The organism is Cyanobium sp. L1E-Cus (genome assembly GCF_024345755.1).
GTDB classification, from domain to species: Bacteria; Cyanobacteriota; Cyanobacteriia; order PCC-6307; family Cyanobiaceae; genus Cyanobium_A; species Cyanobium_A usitatum.
Map to the genome: position 1 here is coordinate 104,067 of NZ_JAGQBS010000007.1, position 15,498 is coordinate 119,564.

Consider the following 15,498-nt stretch of genomic DNA (forward strand, 5'->3'; position numbering starts at 1 on the left):
GAATGATCAGTTTTGGGCCCCAACTGGCCGATTGGGCCCGCAGCAGCGAGACGCTGCTGCAGCACTCCCTGGCCAGCCCCACCCCCACCACCGTTGGGGTTGTATTTGCTGGCGGCCTGCTAACGAGCCTGGGGCCCTGCTCCCTGTCGCTTTTGCCGGTCACCCTTGCCTATCTGGCCGGCTTTGGCGGCACGCCCGGCGTTAAACCCAGCCAGGCTCCCTGGCAGCGCAGCCTCAGCTTTGCGGCCGGCATCGTGGCCTCCCTGGTGCTGCTGGGCCTGGTTAGCGGCCTACTGGGCCGGATCTACGGCCAAATCCCCGGGCTGATTCCCACGGTGGTGGCTGTGCTTGCCCTGCTGATGGGCCTAAACCTGCTGGGCCTGCTGAAGCTGCCCCTGCCCGCCGGACCCGATCCTGAAGTCTGGCGTCGCCGGGTGCCAGCCCCCCTAGCTCCTTTGGCAGCAGGGTTGGCTTTCGGATTAGCCGCAACCCCATGCACAACGCCAGTGCTGGCTGTGCTGCTGGCCTGGATGGCCCAGAACGGCAAACCACTGGTCGGCATGTTGCTGCTCACCAGCTTCGGGGCCGGTCAGGTGGTGCCGCTGCTGCTGGCAGGCACGGCGGCCGCCAGCCTGCCGGGCTTGCTGAGCCTGAGGCGGCTGGGCCAATGGGTTCCCCCGATCAGCGGCGTGGTGCTGGTGACCACCGGCGCCCTCACCCTGGTGGCCAACTGGCGATGAAAGCCTTGCTGCGGGTGGTGGGCTGGATTTCCGATCTGCGGGTAGCGATCGTGCTGCTTTTAGTGATTGCCATCACCAGTGGCGTCGGCACGGCCATCCCCCAGCGGGAACCAGCCGACCTTTACCACCGGCTCTACGACCCCCAGCCCTGGCTTGGACTGCTGAACGGTGATGGGGTGCTGGCCCTCCAGCTCGACCACGTGTATTCCAGCGGCTGGTTCCTGGGGCTGCTGGCCTGGCTGGCCCTAGCCCTGCTGCTCTGCAGCTGGCGCCGCCAGTGGCCCGCCCTGCAAGCCGCCCTGCGCTGGATCGACTACAGCACCCCCCGCCAGCTCAGCAAGCTGAGCGTGGCCGAAACCTTCACTACCGACACCCCCAAGGCGAGCCTCGAACAGCTGGCCGGACTGCTGCAGCGCCAGGGCTGGCAAATTCAGCGCCACGACGACCGCCTAGCCGCCCGCAAGGGGCTGCTGGGCCGGGTTGGGCCCCTGCTGGTGCACGCTGGGATGGTGGTGCTGATGCTCGGAGCCGCTTGGGGGGCACTTGGGGGGCAACGGGCTGAGCAATACCTCGCCCCCGGCCGCAGCCTCGAGCTGATGGACAGCCGGGGCAGCAGCCAACTCACCCTCGCCCTCGACCACTTTTCAATCCAGCGCGATCCCGCCGGACGACCTGAGCAATTCACCTCCCAGTTGCGCATCTTGGAGGGCGATGGCAGCGGCGGCAGCCTGCTGAAGCAGGCTGAGATCAGCGTCAACCATCCGCTGCGCTTCCAGGGAGTCACCCTTTATCAAGCCGACTGGGCCCTGGCCACTATCAGCCTGCAACTGGGCAAAAGCCCCCTACTGGAGCTACCGCTGCAGAGCTTTCCTCAACTAGGCGAACAGATTTGGGGAATCGTGCTGCCCACCCGTCCCGATGGCAGCGAGCCGGTGCTGCTCAGCCTGGGCAGCGAACAAGGGCCTGTGGAGATCTATGGCGCCGACGGAATCTCCTTAGCCCGCCTAGCCCCAGGCGGCGCAGCTGTGGAAGTGAAAGGGCTACCGATACGGGTTGAAAGCGTGCTCCCCGCCAGTGGCATCCTGCTGAAGCGTGATCCGGGGGTTCCACTGGTTTATGCAGGATTTGCGATCGCCCTAGCCGGCGGTGGTCTCAGCTTGCTTGCTACGCGTCAGCTTTGGGCCATAGCTGAGCAGCCGGCCGGCCAAGCGGGTCAGCTGCACGTTGCGGGCCTCTGCAACCGCAATCTCACCGGCTTCGCTGCCGAGCTGCCCCAGATACTCGCCCAGCTCTAACAAGCCAGCCGCGTGCCGTGGCTGACGCGCACCACGGTGTGAACGTTGCCGCGGGGGTGAAAATCAGCCTCCAGCTGCATCCACTGGGGATCGGTGGCAGCAACCAGATCATCCAAGATGCGATTGGTCACCTCTTCATGGGAAATGGAGCGGTCGCGGTAGCTATTCACGTAGAGCTTGATCGCCTTCAGCTCCACCACCCGGGGGCCGGGCTGGTAGATCAGGCGCAACACCGCAAAATCGGGGTAGCCGGAAAATGGGCACTTACAGGTGAACTCCGGTAGCTCGATCGAAATCTCGTAGGCGCGGCCAGGCCTGGGATTGTCAAAACAGATCAGCTCCGCTTCAGCGATGGCGCGCTCGCCATACATGGGCGTCTGGGTGAGGGAGGACGCGCTGGCAGAAGCGGGGCTGGAAGACATCGGAGCAAGGAAAGGGAAAGGGCCAGTGCCACTAGGTGATCTTAAGGAAAGTGGCCGCAGCCAACGGCTGCCCGAGCCGGTAGCAATCGCTACGACGACCCCCGCAAAGCTCGGGCGTAATGGCTTTACTCCCTACCATCGGCAGGGATTTCCTGAGAGACTTCCTACCAAGCCCGAGCTGTTCCTATGAAAAAAATTGAGGCCATCATTCGTCCCTTCAAGCTCGAGGACGTCAAGGTCGCCCTGGTCAATGCGGGGATCGTGGGCATGACCGTGAGCGAAGTGCGGGGTTTTGGCCGTCAAAAGGGCCAGGTGGAGCGCTATCGCGGCTCTGAATTCACCGTCGAATTCCTCCAGAAGCTGAAACTTGAGATAGTTGTCGATGACGACAAGGTCGACACCGTGGTTAGCGCCGTTCAAGACGCGGCCCGCACCGGCGAAATCGGCGACGGCAAGATCTTCGTGAGCACGATTGATTCTGTGATTCGAATCCGCACCGGTGATCGGGACAGCGGCGCCATCTGAGCGCCAGCACCCCTTTTGATTTTTATTCCCTGGGAGTCAGCGTGCTGGCTACCAGGTTTTTTATTTGCTCTGGGCTGATTGGCGCAGAGCGGATTGGCGTAGAGCGGAATTTCGGGTCGCTTTGCGCTGGTTCAACAAGCTGTTCAACAGGCTCAAAAACATCCACTGCAACATCCCCAGCAACATCCCCGGCAACATCACCCATTCCGACCTGCCCATCGCAATCGGAGCGCCGCAGCCAGAGCAGGTATTCGTGGTTGCCGGCAGGTCCAGTGATTGGTGATGCCACCAGGCCGCAAGCCACCAAGCCCAGGCCAGAGGCCGCGGTGATCACCCCTTCGATGGCATCGCAATGGGCAACCGGATCACGCACCACCCCGCCCTTGCCCACCCGGCCCTTGCCCACCTCAAACTGGGGTTTAACCAGCAACAGCAGATCCACGGGTGCTTGCGGTTGCAGCAGCGCCAGGAGGGCAGGCAGCACCAAGGCCAAGGCAATAAACGACACATCTGCCACCGCTAGATCGGGCCAGGGGTCTTCGGGGCCGTAAAGAGCATCCGGGGTGAGGTGACGCAGGTTGGTGCGCTCCTTGAGCACTACCCGCGGATCACTGCGCAGGCTCCAGGCCGTCTGGCCGTAGCCCACATCAATTCCATAAATGCGGCAGGCCCCGTGCTGAAGCAGACAATCGCTGAAGCCGCCAGTGGAGATGCCGCCATCAAGGCAAACGCGCCCCTGCACGGCGATGGGGAAGGCCTCAAGGGCCCGCACCAGCTTTTCGCCACCCCTTGATACATAGCGGGGAAGCTGCTGCACCAGCAGCTCCGCCTCCGGCAACACCTCGGTGCCTGGTTTATCGAGCACTTTGTCGCCGTGGCGCACCCGCCCGGCCCTAATCAACAGCTGGGCCTGCTGACGACTAGCCGCCAGGCCGCGGGCCACGAGCTCCAAATCCAGTCGTTGCTTGCGGGCCATGGCGCTCCACCTTTTGTGATCAAACCACAACGCAAACGGAACAGATTCCAAGCATCTCTGCCTCCGCACCAAAACCCAGCAGAGGATGGCGCCCAGAAGTTGATCCGGCACCGATGGCCTCCTCAATCCGGACCGCGAATGCTGCAGCCAATGTGCTTGAACTGCTCTATCCCGGCAGCTTCGTCAAACTGCGCAATCAACCCTCCGACCTGCCCCCCTTCCAGCTGATCCAATGCCGCGGGGGCCGCTGCTGGGTGCGGCAGCAGGCCTGGGGAAGCCTGGTGCAGTGGGAGGTGGAGCACCAGCGCCTGACTACCGCTGCCTAAGGGGCGCACCCATACATTGGTCTGGCAGTGAGCCAGGCGCGGCCTTGATCGAGCGTTACACCCTGCCCGAGATGGGCGCCCTGTGGAGCGAGCAGGCGAAGTTCCAAAGCTGGCTCGATGTGGAGATCGCTGCCACCGAGGCCAACTGTGAGTTGGGGCGAGTGCCCGCTGAGGCGGTCGCAACGATTAAGTCGAAGGCCAGATTTTCGGTAGGGCGGATCCTCGAGATCGAGGCCGAGGTGCGCCACGACGTGATCGCCTTCCTCACCAATGTGAACGAGCACGTGGGGGATGCGGGCCGCTACATCCACGTGGGCATGACCAGCTCAGATGTGCTCGATACAGGCCTGGCCCTGCAGATGAAAGCGTCGGTGGCTCTGCTGCGAGCCGAGCTCGACCAACTGGCGGATGCACTTAGGGCTCTAGCCAGCCAGCACAAGGGCACGGTGATGATCGGCCGCAGCCATGCCATCCACGGCGAGCCGATCAGCTTCGGCTTCAAGGTGGCCGGCTGGCTGGCGGAAGTGGAACGCAACCGCGAGCGCCTCGAGCGGCTCGAGCGGGTGGTGAGCGTGGGCCAGATCAGCGGCGCCATGGGCACCTACGCCAACACCGACCCCCAGGTGGAGGCGATCGCCTGCGCCAAGCTTGGCCTGGAGCCAGATACCGCCAGCACCCAGGTGATCGCCCGCGATCGCCACGCCGAATACGTGCAGACCCTGGCCCTGGTGGGCGCGGCTCTTGAGCGTTTCTCCACCGAGATCCGCAACCTGCAGCGCACCGACGTGCTCGAGGTGGAGGAAAATTTCGCCAAGGGGCAGAAGGGCAGCTCGGCCATGCCCCACAAGCGCAACCCGATCCGCAGCGAGCGGATCAGTGGCCTGGCCCGGGTGCTGCGCAGCTATGTGGTGGCGGCTCTGGAAAACTGCGCCCTCTGGCACGAGCGCGACATCAGCCACAGCTCGGTGGAGCGGATGATGCTGCCCGACTGCTCCGCCACCCTGCACTTCATGCTGCGGGAGATGACCGAGGTAGTGAAGGGCCTAGGGGTCTACCCAGACAACATGGCCCGCAATATGAACGTTTACGGCGGCGTGGTGTTTAGCCAGCGGGTGCTGCTGGCCCTGGTGGAAGCCGGCATCAACCGCGAAGACGCTTACCGGATTGTGCAGCGCAACGCCCACAGCGCCTGGAACAAAGATGGCGGCAACTTCCGCGCCAACCTTGAAGCCGATGCAGAGGTGACCAGCAAGCTCAGTGCTGAGCAGCTGGCTGAGTGTTTCAGCACCGATCTGCATCAGGCCAACCTGGGCGTGATCTGGCAGCGACTGGGGATTTGAGCTCGCAGGCAGTTCAGGCCCAGTGCAGTCGCATCTGCACAGCCCCCTCCAGGCTCAGCTTCACCGGGCAGGTCTCTCCGGCCCGGTGAAGCACGGCCCGCTGCTGCTCGCTGAGACCCGCCGGCAAGCTGATCCACACCTCCAGCAGGGCAATGCGCCGTGGCGCCTCGGGGGTCATGGTTTTTTCAATCCGAGCGCTGGCCCCCTGCAGCGGCCAGCCGTGGCGCTCGGCAACGATCCCCAAGATCGTCAGGATGCAGGTGCTCAGGGCCGTGGCCACCAGATCGGTGGGCGAGAAACGCTCCCCCTTGCCCTGGTTGTCGGTGGGGGCGTCGGTCTCAAGCTCGCAGCCCGAAGGCCCGTGGCTGGAGTGGCAGCGCAGGGCTCCCTCGTAGCGGCTATCAATCGTGGTCATCGCGTGGCGTAAGCACCACCCCAGTCAAGCGCCGGCGCGGTGATACGGCCCGCCCTGCTGAATCGAGCTGGCCCGGTAAAGCTGCTCCAACAGCAGCAGCCGCGCCAGCTCGTGGGGGAAGGTCATCGGTGAGAGGCTCAGGCGCCAGTGGGCCCGCCCCTTGAGCGCCGGGTCGAGACCATCGGCCCCACCGATCACAAACGCCAGCCGCTCCGAGCCAGAACCTTCAAGCGCCTTGGCGAAGGCCAACGAGTCGTAGCCCTGGCCCTCCTCGCACAGGGCCACCAACTGCTCGCCGCCGCGCAGCTCAGCCGATATGGCCTCCGCCTCGCGGGCCATGCCACCGTCCCTCAGCTCCACGATCTCCAGGCCCGGGAGCCGCTTGCGATAAATCTCTACCCCTTCGCTCACCCAGCCCTTGCGCACCTTGCCGACGGCAATGATGCGAATGCGGGCGGGATTGATCACGGGTTACGGCCCACCAACCTCAAGACTGGGGGCGCTCGATCGCCGGATCCAGCTGACCGTTGCCACTAGCCACCAAATCCTCGATCTCGCAAACCGGGAAGCGATTGATCGATTTGAGGGCAGCGCGGGCCTTGCTGCGCAGCTGCTCGCTGATCGCCTCGCAGTAGGGCACCTGGGCCAGCAAATCCACAGTGCGGCGCAGGATCCGCACCACATCACCCTCGTCGAGGGAGGTGTTGGCAATCATGTCGCTCCAGCTGGCACCTTTAGCCCAGGCGTGCACCAGGCCCATCAACTCGGGCTCCCACCAAAGCGGGAAGTTGACCTTGGCGTGCTCCTGCTGACGCTCCAGCTCGCGGCGCAGGCCGCGCAGATCATGCAGGACCTCCTCCGCGGCCGGTGGCGGCGGGTAGCCGCACCACAGATCGGGCCGGTTGACTTCGGTGGAGATTGCTTCAAACACCGCCGCCAGCTGGGGCGGATCGAGCTCATCAAGGTGGCCGCTCATCAGCGACAGTCCCAGCCAAAGCTCGTTGTCGCCACGCAGGGCAGCCACGGTGCGGCCCACCTCGGTGGGCTCCAGGCCATCAGCTCCCGCCAGAGCACCGAAAAAGCGCAACACCTCAATAAGGGCCAGGAAGGTATCCCAGTGGCGATTAGAGCGGAAGTGCAGCAGCTGCTGGCGCTCCTCGATCTCCAGCTGCAACTCCTCCATGCGGCGGCGATGCTTCTTGAGCTGGCGGCGGTCGCCCCAGCGGTGGGCCGGATGCAGCTCCAGGCTTTCCTCCAGCTGATGCACCTGCTGGGCCTGGTCCTGCACCTCCCCCGCCAAGTCGTACTGGGGCGTGGCCATGTCGTGGCGACTGGCCATGTGGGCAACGGCAAGGGCCAAGCCGCCGCTGGCCTGATCGCCGTGGCGCAACTCGCCAAGCTGGCGCAACTCGGGGGGATCCACCTGGCTCACCTGGAGGCAACTGAGCTCGGCATGGAGGCTCACCACCCCGTGGCAGGGCAGCAACAGCCAAAGGTTCTCGTCGGTGAGGCACTTGAGCAAAGGAAACTGACCCGGCCCCTTCACCTTCTCCACAATCACCGCCGGCGTTACCCGGCCACGTAGCTGGGGTGCCTTGAGGCTCACCAAAGTGCCCTCACTGGCGAATTGCAACGCCAAGGTGAGCTCATGGGCGACGGTTTCCTCAGCCTGCTGCTGGAGGATCCGCAGGATGCGCCTCTCTTCGCGCAGGTGAGCTCGCTGCTTTTCGTAGTCCTCGAAGTCGTCCCAGGGCACCTCGCCGGAGCCATCCTCCAGGCCTTCGAGCTGCTGCATCAACTGGCCGATGCGGGCCTCGTCCTCGACTAAATCGAGGGTGGCCAGGTAGCGGCCGAAACTGCGTTCAACCAGCTCCTTTGCCTTAGCCAGGTCGTAGCGCTGCAACAGGTTGAGCACCATGCCGTAGCTGGGCATGAATTGGCTGACCAGCGGATCTGCCGGCGCAGTAGCGAGCTGGCCCGCCTCCCGCACACCTTCAAAGCGGCTCTGCACGGTCACCACGTAGCCCTGGGTATCAAGGCCGCGCCGGCCGGCCCTGCCCGCCATCTGCAAAAACTCACTGCCCATCAAAGGGCGGTGGCCTCGCTCGGTGCGCTTGCTCAGCGCCGAAATCACCGTTGTGCGAGCAGGCATGTTGATGCCGGCCGCCAGGGTTTCGGTGGCAAACACCACCTTGATCAGCCCCTGCTGGAACAGCTCCTCGATCAGCTCCTTCCAGGCCGGCAGCACACCGGCATGGTGGGCGGCAATGCCCCGCAGCAGTGCCTCGGCGTGGCCACCTTCCCGCACCGCCTCGGGAGTTATTGACATAAACAAATCCAGGCGGGCCTTGATGCGCGCCTGTTCAGCAGGCGTCACCAGGGCGGCCTTGCCCAGCTCCTTGACACCCTTATCGCAACCGCGGCGACTGAAGATGAAGTAGATGGCCGGCAGCATGTCGCGCTCCGCCATCTGGGCCACCACAAAACCCAAGGGCGGAGCCTCGGGCTGGGGTGGTTTCGGAGTTTTCGGACCCTTGCGCTGGCTGCCCTTGGGGGCGCGCCACACCTTGCAGTTGGGATGGAGCCCGGTGCCCTCGTCGTTGAGCAGGGGGTGCAGTCCCTTGGCACTGCAAAAGCTGAAGGCCAGCGGCACCGGCCGGTGGTCACTGAGCACCAGCTGGGTGGGCCCATGCACTCTCTCTATCCAGTCGGTGAGCTGACCGGCATTGGCCACCGTTGCCGAAAGGGCCACCAACTGAATCGGCGGCGGGCAGTGAATGATCGACTCCTCCCAGACGGTGCCGCGCTGGGAATCGTTCATGTAGTGGCACTCATCGAGCACCACCGCCTCCACGCCCTCCAGCGGGTCATCTCCCGCATCGGCTTCCGCGTAGAGCATGTTGCGGAAGATCTCGGTGGTCATCACCACCACCTGGGCCTCCCGGTTGAGGCTCATATCACCGGTTAGCAGCCCCACCATGTCGGCACCAAACTGCTCGCGGAAATCGCGCAGTTTCTGATTAGAGAGGGCCTTCAGCGGCGTGGTGTAAAAAACTTTCTGGCCATGGGCCAGAGCGCGGTAGATGGCGTACTCACCCACCAGGGTCTTACCGGAGCCCGTGGGGGCGCTCACCACTACCGAGTGGCCCTGGTTGAGCGCGTCGATCGCCTCGAGCTGGAAGTCGTCGAGCGGGAAGGGGAAAATTGCTGCAGGATCCAGCCCATTGGGCGCCGTTTCAGGCACGCTGCTGTTTGAGCTGGATCATGAAGCCATCCTATGAGGGAGGAGCCTGTTCCGCCTCAGGCCAGCTCTAGTAGCAACAGGCCGTGGCACAAGCTCGGATTTAGCGTTTGCGCAGCACTGTCCGGTCGTTGACACAACCCGGCACCACCTCTCCCCCCTCAGGGGAAAGAGCCGCCAGCTGGCGGGATGAATTGCGGCGTCAACTTGCAGCCATTCCCCCCCAGCGCCGCCGCGGCCTGCGCAGCTTTGCCCCCGCCGCAACCGCCGCCACCCTTGATCTGGCAACTCCCCGTAGCAGGAGTGCCCCCCTGCTGGATCTAGCCAGCAACGACTACCTAGGTCTGAGCCGTCACCCCGAGGTGGTGTCAGCCGCCCAGGCCGCCGCGGCCAGCCAGGGACTAGGGGCCGGAGCCTCGCGGCTGGTGAGTGGCAGTCGGCCGGTGCATGGCGAGCTGGAGGCAGCGCTGGCGGCCTGGCTGGGGCGCGAGCAGGTGCTGCTATTTCCCAGCGGCTTTCAGGCAAACCTGGCGGCGGTAGGGGCCCTAGCTGATCGCCACAGCCTGGTGCTGGCCGACCGACTGATCCACCACTCCCTGCTCACCGGGGTGCGCGCCAGCGGTGCCCGGCTGCAGCGCTTCGCCCACAACGACCTGGCCCAGCTCGACTCCCAGCTGCAAGCAGCCCGCCGGCGCGCTCCCGGACAGCGGCTGCTGGTACTGAGCGAGAGCCTCTTCTCGATGCAGGGCACCAGTGTGGATGTGGCGGTCCTAACGGCCCTCTGCGCCGAACACGGCGCCGCCCTGCTGCTCGATGAGGCCCATGCCCTGGGAGTGCTCGGCCCCGGCGGACGGGGGTTGGGCCACAACCAGCCCGAAATCGCACTGATCAGCGGCACCTTCGGCAAGGCTTTTGGTGGCGGCGGGGCCTTTCTGGCCGGCGATGCCCTGGTGGGGGAATGGCTGCTGCAATCCAGCGGCGCCTTCCGCTACACCACGGCACTAGCCCCACCATTGGCCGCCGGCGCCCTGGCCGCCCTGTCCCTGATTCAGGCCGAACCCCGCAGCGAGGCCCTGCTGCAGCGAGCCGCCCGTTGGCGCGCCTGTCTGGAAGCGGCCGGCTGGCCGCGGCCGCCAGGCACCGGGCCGATCCTGCCGCTGCTGGTGGGCGATGATCACCGGGCTCTCGAGCTGCAACAACGCTTAGAAGCAGCCGGCCTATTGAGCGTCGCCATCCGCCCCCCCACCGTGCCTGAAGGCACGGCGCGACTGCGGGTGGTGCTGCGCCACGACCTACCGGCGGGCACATTGGAGCGATTGCTCACAGCTCTGGGGAGTCCTGCATGCAGCTGATCGCCATGCACGGATGGGCCGGCGATGCCCAGGGATGGGAACCATTCCACAGCGCCTGGAGCGCCCGCGGCTGGACGTGGCAGTGCGGCGAACGGGGCTACGGCAGGCAAGTTCCCAAGCCGGTGGCCTGGCAGAGCGGCCAGGGGCTGAAGCTGGTGATCGCCCACTCGCTGGGCCCCCATCTGCTGCCCGCCTCCGTGCTGGCCCAGGCCGATGCGGTGGTGCTGCTCGCCAGCTTCGGAGCATTCCTGCCAGGGGGGGCCAGCGGCCGCCGGCTGCGCAGCGCCGTGGCGGCCATGGCAAGCCAGCTGGCCGGCCCCGAAGCCAGCACCATGCTGCAAACCTTCATGGAACGCGCCGCAGCCCCCCAGCCCCCCAGCCTGTTGCCCCCTGGCATCGCCGCCGCCCCTATTGCTGCCTCCGGCCGCCAGCGGCTGGCGGAAGATCTAAACCTGTTGGCGGCCACGGCGGGGCTACCGCCTGGCTTCCCGCTCCAGGCTCGGGTGCTGATAGTGGAGGGCGGCGAGGATCAGATCGTGAGTCCGCAATCCCGCCACCAGCTGCGCAACCTCCTACCTGCCGCCGACAACCTGGTGCTGGCGGGCGTGGGGCATTGCCTGCTCAGCCCGGCCCTCGTACCCACCGTGTGTGGCTGGATCGAGGGCCTGGCATGAACGCAAATCCAGTACGCGACACGTTTTTAAGTGACACACTTTTAAATGACACGCTTTTACAAGACTCAGTATTCAGCTCGCGAGTGAGCAGCCGCTTCGGCCGCCACGCCGCCGGATATGCCCGCCATGCCCGCCTGCAGCAGGGGGTGGCCTGGCGCCTGGCCCACCTGTGCGCGCCCCTTCCCCTTGCCGCCGGCCCCCGGGCCGATCTGGGCGCCGGCTCAGGGCTGGTGGGCCAGGCGCTGCGGGCTCAGGGATGCCAGGAAGCCTTCCTGCAGCTTGATATCTGCCCCGAACTGCTGGCCCATAACCCCCAAACCACTGCCGGCGGCCAGCTCAGCTGGGACCTCAACTTGGGGCTGCCGGAGCAACTGGGCCAGGCCTCCCTGCTCACCTCCAGCTTCGCGGTGCAGTGGCTGGAGAATCCCCCAGCCCAAGTACAGCACTGGTGCGAGCAGTTGCGGCCAGGGGGCTGGCTCGGCCTGGCAGTGCCGACAAGCGCCAGTTTTCCCCAGTGGCACCAGGCCGCCGCGGCTGCAGGGGTGCCCTGCACAGCTCTGAGCCTGCCCGACGCCGAAGCCCTGCTGGCCGCCGCCAGCAGGGGCGGCCTGATGGCTCACTACAGCCGCCGGCTGCGCTTCAGCCGCGCCTACGGCAGCGGCCTCGGCTTTCTGCAGCAGCTACAGGGCCTCGGGGCCAGCGCTAGCCGAGCCAACCGCCTCAGTGCGGCCCAGTTGCGCCGGCTGCTGCACTGCTGGCCAGCAGATGGCTGCGTCAGCTGGGAAGTATTAGTGCTAGTTGGTCAGCGACCCGGCCCATGAGCAGCTGCAGCAACGCCCTGGTGATCTGCGGCACCGACACCGACGTGGGCAAAACCGTGGTGAGCTCCCTTGTGGTCCAGGGGCTCGGGGCCACCTACTGGAAACCGGTACAAAGCGGACTGGAAGGCGGCGGCGACTCGGGCCGCCTGCAGGCCCTGCTGCAGCTGCCAGCGGAGCGGTTGCTACCGGAGGCCTACCGGCTGCAGACGCCGGTGTCACCCCACTGGGCCGCCGAACTAGAGGGCATCACGATCGACCCGGCCCGGCTGGCCCTGCCGGCAGTGGCCGGAGCATTGGTAGTTGAGACCGCCGGTGGGTTGCTGGTGCCCCTGCGCCGCGACTGGCTGCAAATCGATCAGCTAGCCACCTGGGGGCTGCCGGTGCTGCTGGTGGCCCGCAGCGGCCTGGGCACCCTCAACCACACCCTGCTGTCGGTGGAGGCCCTGCGCCAGCGCTCCATTCCCCTGCTGGGACTGGTGCTTAATGGCCCGCTCCATCCCGACAATCCCACCACCCTGGCCGCCTTGGCCCAAGCGCCGGTGCTAGCCCAGCTGCCACCTTTAGAACCGCTCACCGCCTCCGGGCTGGCTGCCCAATGGCAGGCGCAAGACCTGGGCCGTACCCTGACGGCAGCCATGGGCGCAGCCCCCAACCCCCACAGATGAGCAAGCAGCACTGGTTGGTAAGTGGCGCCCTAGTACTGCTTTGCGGCGGCGTGTTGGTGCTGTTCACCGACGTGGAAACCTCCCTGGTTCGCTGGGTCAACTGCGGGCCGCTCTCCAGCGCAGATGATCGCCAGAGCCGCATCTGCCGTTAAGGCCCCGCCAGGATCACCGCCTCGGCATCGGCACGCGACAACCCATAGGGAAAGTGACGCACGCACACCTGGCCGTCGCTGTGCCAGCTCACTTTGAGCTCGTCCACCTCCAGCTCAATCTGGGCGCTCCATTCGGGGCGGTGCAGGTCCCAGAGGCAGGGATTGGCGCGCTGCCGCTTGGCACCCAACTGCTCCAGCCAGTGCTCCAAAGCCGGCAGGGGGTGGTGGTACAGCGGTGTCTGGGAACTGGGCATCTCGGTCATGAAACCAACCCTGTCACGTTGGTGGGGGCGCCCTCAGGCCACCAGCTAGGCAATTGCACCAATTGGGCGCCGCGCATCCAGGCGACTCCCACACCCAGAACCAAGCTCAACACCAGGGCAAAACCCAGCAGCAGCAGCGCCAGCCACTCGCCACCAGAAAGATCACGCCGCACCGAAGCAGGCCGAGTAATGATGGTCGGGGGCGGTGCAACAGGGCTGATGGGCACCGAAGGCGGGCGCAGCTGGTCGTCGTAGCGCTGGCGCAGGGCAGGGTCGCTCAGCACCCCATAGGCCTGCTGCAGCTGCTGGAAAGCCAATGCAGCCTCCCCAGCCGGCAGCACGGTGGTATCTGGGTGGTAGCGCTTGCTCAGCCCCCGGAACGCTTGGCGTAGCTCCTGGGGCGAGGCGCTCTGCTGCACCTGGAGCAACGTGTAATAACTGGGTGGGGAGCTGGCCAAGGGCAGGGCACCGGGAAAACGATCCGGTCTGCGGGATCCTAGAGATCAGAAACCCGTCGCCAAGCTGGATGGCTCGCACCCTCACCGGCAATGCCCTCTGGCAGGAGCTCGGCTGGCAGCCCAGCCCAGCCCAAGAACAGTCGCTGGGCGACCTGCAGGAGCAGCTGCGCCAATGGAATAGCAAGCTCAACTTGACCCGGCTGGTGGAGGACGACGACTTCTGGATAGCCCAGGTGTTTGACAGCCTCTGGCCCCTGGTGCCCCTGCTGCAATCGGGGGCAGCCCAGGCACCGCTGCGGCTGATCGATGTGGGCACAGGCGGTGGCTTCCCCGGCCTAGCGCTAGCGATCGCCTTTCCCCAGGCCCGGTTGACCCTGGTGGATTCGGTGGGGCGCAAGGTGGAGGCGGTGCAGGCCATGGCCGCAGCGCTAGGGCTTGGGGAGCGAGTGCAGCTGCGCTGCGAAAGGATCGAGCGCACCGGCCAGCAGCAGGCCTGTCGGGGCCAGTTCGACTGGGCTCTGGCCCGGGCCGTGGCCAGCGCGCCGGTGGTGGCCGAATACCTGGTGCCGCTGCTGCAACCCCAGGGGCGAGCCCTGCTTTATCGCGGCCAGTGGTCAGCCGATGACCAACGGGACCTCAACGCCGCCCTGATCCCCCTGAAGGCTGGCATCGACCAGTGCCTGGCCAGGGAATTACCTAGTGGCCGGGGTAGCCGCCACGCCCTGGTGGTTAAACCGCTGGCCCCCTGCCCGCGCACCTATCCCAGGGCCGTGGGGCTGCCGGCTAAGCAGCCCCTGGGCGCGGCAACGTGCGCTTGAGCCGCACCGGCGAAGGCACACCAAGGGGAAGAATTTCCTGGCCTTCTAGCTGCTGCTGCAACTCGGGCAACTGCTCATAAGCAACCCAATGGATGCAATCAACGGGACAGGTATCGATCGCCTCCTGTATCAGCTCGGTGGAGTCGCCGTCCTGGCGAATCGCCCGGGAGCGGCCCCAGTGGGGCTCAACCGCAAAGGTGTTGACGGCCACGTGGGCGCAGTAGCGGCAGCCAATGCAGACAGCCTCGTCAACCCATACGGCCTTCTGACCCAAAGCTCCACCCAGCAGTGGTTCGTGACCACTACGCCGTGACTCAGGGGAAAGGGCGGTAGCGGTGAATGCCAGGGAGGGATCAACCATGCCGGGGTGAGCTCCCGGATCTAGGCCCAACGGGTAACCACCAATTCAATGGAGCCGTCTTGCTGCTGGGCTTGCTCGCTCACCTGGAAACCCTCCTCAGCCGTGGCGGCCAGGATGCTGCGCAGGGCATATCGCTGATTGAGCTGGGCTAAGAAGCGTTCCACCGGCACGGCCTGATTCCAGAGGTCGAGATCGGTCACGAGCTCATAGCTACCGGTCTCGGGATTGAGGCGAAAACCGATGTCAGCGCCATTGGCCTGGGCCACAGCCAGCTGGGCCTCCACGGTTTGGCCGCGATAACCGCGCACCATCAAACTTCCCTGCCTTGGGCCATGGCCCAGATCCTCGAGAGCCTCGAGCAAGGACTGGCGATCACGGAGCTCGGTCTTGATGGTGCTGAAGTGCGACATCGATCTAGGAAGAGGTAATCGGTTCAGGAGAGGGACTGGACCTGGCTTTGCTGCGCCTTTTGCTCGCAGAGAAATGCCTCAGCCGTTGACCGGCGCTGCTGCACAACTCCAAGCCTGGCCTCAATGCGCTCAGTGAGCTGCTCGCACGCCATGCCATTCAGCCCTTCCACCAGCTCATCGACGCGCCCATCGGGGTGGATTCGATAACGGATGGTGAGCTGTTCCATCCCACGCTGGAAAGGTT

21 protein-coding genes are annotated in these 15,498 nt (G+C 65.5%); 11 read left to right on the forward strand and 10 right to left on the reverse strand.

Annotated features, from left to right (window positions below; genetic code table 11):
• Nucleotides 1-2 precede the first annotated feature (2 nt).
• Together KBZ22_RS08460 and KBZ22_RS08465 are read left to right on the forward strand one after the other, a co-directional pair.
• A complete protein-coding gene (locus KBZ22_RS08460) occupies nucleotides 3-740 on the forward strand; it encodes a cytochrome c biogenesis protein CcdA (RefSeq protein ID WP_254940966.1) in 738 nt (245 codons plus the stop codon).
• Nucleotides 737-2,035 carry a cytochrome c biogenesis protein ResB gene (locus KBZ22_RS08465; protein ID WP_255021708.1) on the forward strand — a complete coding sequence of 433 codons (1,299 nt, stop codon included), beginning with the start codon at nucleotides 737-739 and terminating at the stop codon, nucleotides 2,033-2,035. Before KBZ22_RS08460 ends, KBZ22_RS08465 begins: the two co-directional genes overlap by 4 nt.
• On the opposite strand, the gene queF is transcribed toward KBZ22_RS08465, so the two are convergent.
• The gene (gene queF / locus KBZ22_RS08470) at nucleotides 2,032-2,457 is read right to left on the reverse strand and encodes a preQ(1) synthase (RefSeq protein ID WP_254940965.1); all 426 of its coding nucleotides are present in this window, start codon (nucleotides 2,455-2,457) and stop codon (nucleotides 2,032-2,034) included. The two genes, KBZ22_RS08465 and queF, sit on opposite strands and share 4 nt — an antisense overlap.
• 186 nt (nucleotides 2,458-2,643) lie before the next feature.
• Here queF and KBZ22_RS08475 point away from each other — a divergent pair, with 186 nt between their 5' ends.
• Nucleotides 2,644-2,982 carry a P-II family nitrogen regulator gene (locus KBZ22_RS08475; RefSeq protein WP_254937407.1) on the forward strand — a complete coding sequence of 113 codons (339 nt, stop codon included), beginning with the start codon at nucleotides 2,644-2,646 and terminating at the stop codon, nucleotides 2,980-2,982.
• A gap of 22 nt (nucleotides 2,983-3,004) precedes the next feature.
• On the opposite strand, the gene KBZ22_RS08480 is transcribed toward KBZ22_RS08475, so the two are convergent.
• On the reverse strand, nucleotides 3,005-3,958 hold the full coding sequence (locus KBZ22_RS08480) for a TlyA family RNA methyltransferase (protein ID WP_255021687.1): 954 nt from the start codon (nucleotides 3,956-3,958) through the stop codon (nucleotides 3,005-3,007).
• 113 nt (nucleotides 3,959-4,071) lie between these two features.
• On the opposite strand from KBZ22_RS08480, the gene KBZ22_RS08485 reads away from it, so the two are divergent.
• Both KBZ22_RS08485 and purB read left to right on the forward strand, forming a co-directional pair.
• Nucleotides 4,072-4,284, forward strand: coding sequence for a hypothetical protein (locus tag KBZ22_RS08485; protein WP_106502348.1), 213 nt, complete (start codon nucleotides 4,072-4,074; stop codon nucleotides 4,282-4,284).
• A gap of 44 nt (nucleotides 4,285-4,328) precedes the next feature.
• Nucleotides 4,329-5,624: an adenylosuccinate lyase gene (gene purB / locus KBZ22_RS08490; RefSeq protein WP_255021688.1), complete on the forward strand. Its 1,296-nt coding sequence runs from the start codon at nucleotides 4,329-4,331 to the stop codon at nucleotides 5,622-5,624.
• 13 nt (nucleotides 5,625-5,637) lie between these two features.
• On the opposite strand, the gene KBZ22_RS08495 is transcribed toward purB, so the two are convergent.
• The 3 genes from KBZ22_RS08495 to KBZ22_RS08505 are packed head-to-tail and all read right to left on the reverse strand — an operon-like array spanning nucleotide 5,638 to nucleotide 9,283.
• On the reverse strand, nucleotides 5,638-6,039 hold the full coding sequence (locus KBZ22_RS08495) for an OsmC family protein (RefSeq protein ID WP_255021689.1): 402 nt from the start codon (nucleotides 6,037-6,039) through the stop codon (nucleotides 5,638-5,640).
• 24 nt (nucleotides 6,040-6,063) lie between these two features.
• Nucleotides 6,064-6,504, reverse strand: a complete 441-nt coding sequence (locus KBZ22_RS08500; RefSeq protein WP_254941032.1) for a 23S rRNA (pseudouridine(1915)-N(3))-methyltransferase RlmH — start codon at nucleotides 6,502-6,504, stop codon at nucleotides 6,064-6,066.
• A gap of 22 nt (nucleotides 6,505-6,526) precedes the next feature.
• Complete coding sequence (locus KBZ22_RS08505) at nucleotides 6,527-9,283, reverse strand: RNA helicase (protein ID WP_255021690.1); 2,757 nt, start codon at nucleotides 9,281-9,283, stop codon at nucleotides 6,527-6,529.
• 191 nt (nucleotides 9,284-9,474) lie between these two features.
• On the opposite strand from KBZ22_RS08505, the gene KBZ22_RS08510 reads away from it, so the two are divergent.
• The 5 genes from KBZ22_RS08510 to KBZ22_RS08530 all read left to right on the forward strand — a co-directional run bounded on the left by KBZ22_RS08510 (nucleotide 9,475) and on the right by KBZ22_RS08530 (nucleotide 12,944).
• Complete coding sequence (locus KBZ22_RS08510) at nucleotides 9,475-10,632, forward strand: aminotransferase class I/II-fold pyridoxal phosphate-dependent enzyme (RefSeq protein ID WP_396111872.1); 1,158 nt, start codon at nucleotides 9,475-9,477, stop codon at nucleotides 10,630-10,632.
• The gene (locus tag KBZ22_RS08515) at nucleotides 10,623-11,306 is read left to right on the forward strand and encodes an alpha/beta fold hydrolase (RefSeq protein WP_255021692.1); all 684 of its coding nucleotides are present in this window, start codon (nucleotides 10,623-10,625) and stop codon (nucleotides 11,304-11,306) included. The genes KBZ22_RS08510 and KBZ22_RS08515 overlap by 10 nt, the downstream gene beginning before the upstream one ends.
• 83 nt (nucleotides 11,307-11,389) lie before the next feature.
• The gene (locus KBZ22_RS08520; protein WP_254998226.1) at nucleotides 11,390-12,127 is read left to right on the forward strand and encodes a methyltransferase domain-containing protein; all 738 of its coding nucleotides are present in this window, start codon (nucleotides 11,390-11,392) and stop codon (nucleotides 12,125-12,127) included.
• Nucleotides 12,124-12,792 carry a dethiobiotin synthase gene (gene bioD, locus KBZ22_RS08525; protein WP_254940958.1) on the forward strand — a complete coding sequence of 223 codons (669 nt, stop codon included), beginning with the start codon at nucleotides 12,124-12,126 and terminating at the stop codon, nucleotides 12,790-12,792. The genes KBZ22_RS08520 and bioD overlap by 4 nt, the downstream gene beginning before the upstream one ends.
• Nucleotides 12,789-12,944, forward strand: a complete 156-nt coding sequence (locus tag KBZ22_RS08530; RefSeq protein ID WP_254940957.1) for a hypothetical protein — start codon at nucleotides 12,789-12,791, stop codon at nucleotides 12,942-12,944. The genes bioD and KBZ22_RS08530 overlap by 4 nt, the downstream gene beginning before the upstream one ends.
• Here KBZ22_RS08530 and KBZ22_RS08535 read toward each other — a convergent pair.
• Together KBZ22_RS08535 and KBZ22_RS08540 are read right to left on the reverse strand one after the other, a co-directional pair.
• On the reverse strand, nucleotides 12,941-13,207 hold the full coding sequence (locus tag KBZ22_RS08535; RefSeq protein WP_106502354.1) for a DUF3143 domain-containing protein: 267 nt from the start codon (nucleotides 13,205-13,207) through the stop codon (nucleotides 12,941-12,943). The genes KBZ22_RS08530 and KBZ22_RS08535 overlap by 4 nt on opposite strands.
• Nucleotides 13,204-13,665, reverse strand: coding sequence for a J domain-containing protein (locus KBZ22_RS08540; RefSeq protein ID WP_255021693.1), 462 nt, complete (start codon nucleotides 13,663-13,665; stop codon nucleotides 13,204-13,206). The genes KBZ22_RS08535 and KBZ22_RS08540 overlap by 4 nt, the downstream gene beginning before the upstream one ends.
• Before the next feature lie 68 nt (nucleotides 13,666-13,733).
• Between KBZ22_RS08540 and rsmG the strand changes: the two genes are divergently transcribed.
• A complete protein-coding gene (gene rsmG, locus KBZ22_RS08545; protein ID WP_254998220.1) occupies nucleotides 13,734-14,483 on the forward strand; it encodes a 16S rRNA (guanine(527)-N(7))-methyltransferase RsmG in 750 nt (249 codons plus the stop codon).
• On the opposite strand, the gene KBZ22_RS08550 is transcribed toward rsmG, so the two are convergent.
• Genes KBZ22_RS08550 through KBZ22_RS08560 form a run of 3 tightly spaced genes read right to left on the reverse strand, consistent with a single transcriptional unit; the run spans nucleotide 14,449 to nucleotide 15,481 of the window.
• Nucleotides 14,449-14,844 (reverse strand): ferredoxin, encoded by a 396-nt coding sequence (locus KBZ22_RS08550; protein WP_255021694.1) that lies wholly within the window; start codon nucleotides 14,842-14,844, stop codon nucleotides 14,449-14,451. The genes rsmG and KBZ22_RS08550 overlap by 35 nt on opposite strands.
• 20 nt (nucleotides 14,845-14,864) lie before the next feature.
• On the reverse strand, nucleotides 14,865-15,254 hold the full coding sequence (locus tag KBZ22_RS08555) for a DUF1257 domain-containing protein (RefSeq protein WP_254998216.1): 390 nt from the start codon (nucleotides 15,252-15,254) through the stop codon (nucleotides 14,865-14,867).
• Nucleotides 15,255-15,277: 23 nt separating this feature from the next.
• Entirely contained in the window at nucleotides 15,278-15,481 is a 204-nt protein-coding gene (locus tag KBZ22_RS08560; protein ID WP_255021695.1) for a DUF2997 domain-containing protein, read from the reverse strand.
• Between the last annotated feature and the right edge of the window lie 17 nt (nucleotides 15,482-15,498).

Coding starts and splice junctions, on each gene's coding strand:
- KBZ22_RS08460 (WP_254940966.1), top strand. CDS start 3: ATGATCAGTTTTGGGCCCCAACTGGCCGATTGGGCCCGCAGCAGCGAG.
- KBZ22_RS08465 (WP_255021708.1), top strand. CDS start 737: ATGAAAGCCTTGCTGCGGGTGGTGGGCTGGATTTCCGATCTGCGGGTA.
- queF (WP_254940965.1), bottom strand. CDS start 2,457: ATGTCTTCCAGCCCCGCTTCTGCCAGCGCGTCCTCCCTCACCCAGACG.
- KBZ22_RS08475 (WP_254937407.1), top strand. CDS start 2,644: ATGAAAAAAATTGAGGCCATCATTCGTCCCTTCAAGCTCGAGGACGTC.
- KBZ22_RS08480 (WP_255021687.1), bottom strand. CDS start 3,958: ATGGCCCGCAAGCAACGACTGGATTTGGAGCTCGTGGCCCGCGGCCTG.
- KBZ22_RS08485 (WP_106502348.1), top strand. CDS start 4,072: ATGGCCTCCTCAATCCGGACCGCGAATGCTGCAGCCAATGTGCTTGAA.
- KBZ22_RS08495 (WP_255021689.1), bottom strand. CDS start 6,039: ATGACCACGATTGATAGCCGCTACGAGGGAGCCCTGCGCTGCCACTCC.
- KBZ22_RS08515 (WP_255021692.1), top strand. CDS start 10,623: ATGCAGCTGATCGCCATGCACGGATGGGCCGGCGATGCCCAGGGATGG.
- bioD (WP_254940958.1), top strand. CDS start 12,124: ATGAGCAGCTGCAGCAACGCCCTGGTGATCTGCGGCACCGACACCGAC.
- KBZ22_RS08530 (WP_254940957.1), top strand. CDS start 12,789: ATGAGCAAGCAGCACTGGTTGGTAAGTGGCGCCCTAGTACTGCTTTGC.
- KBZ22_RS08535 (WP_106502354.1), bottom strand. CDS start 13,207: ATGACCGAGATGCCCAGTTCCCAGACACCGCTGTACCACCACCCCCTG.
- rsmG (WP_254998220.1), top strand. CDS start 13,734: ATGGCTCGCACCCTCACCGGCAATGCCCTCTGGCAGGAGCTCGGCTGG.
- KBZ22_RS08550 (WP_255021694.1), bottom strand. CDS start 14,844: ATGGTTGATCCCTCCCTGGCATTCACCGCTACCGCCCTTTCCCCTGAG.
- KBZ22_RS08555 (WP_254998216.1), bottom strand. CDS start 15,254: ATGTCGCACTTCAGCACCATCAAGACCGAGCTCCGTGATCGCCAGTCC.
- KBZ22_RS08560 (WP_255021695.1), bottom strand. CDS start 15,481: ATGGAACAGCTCACCATCCGTTATCGAATCCACCCCGATGGGCGCGTC.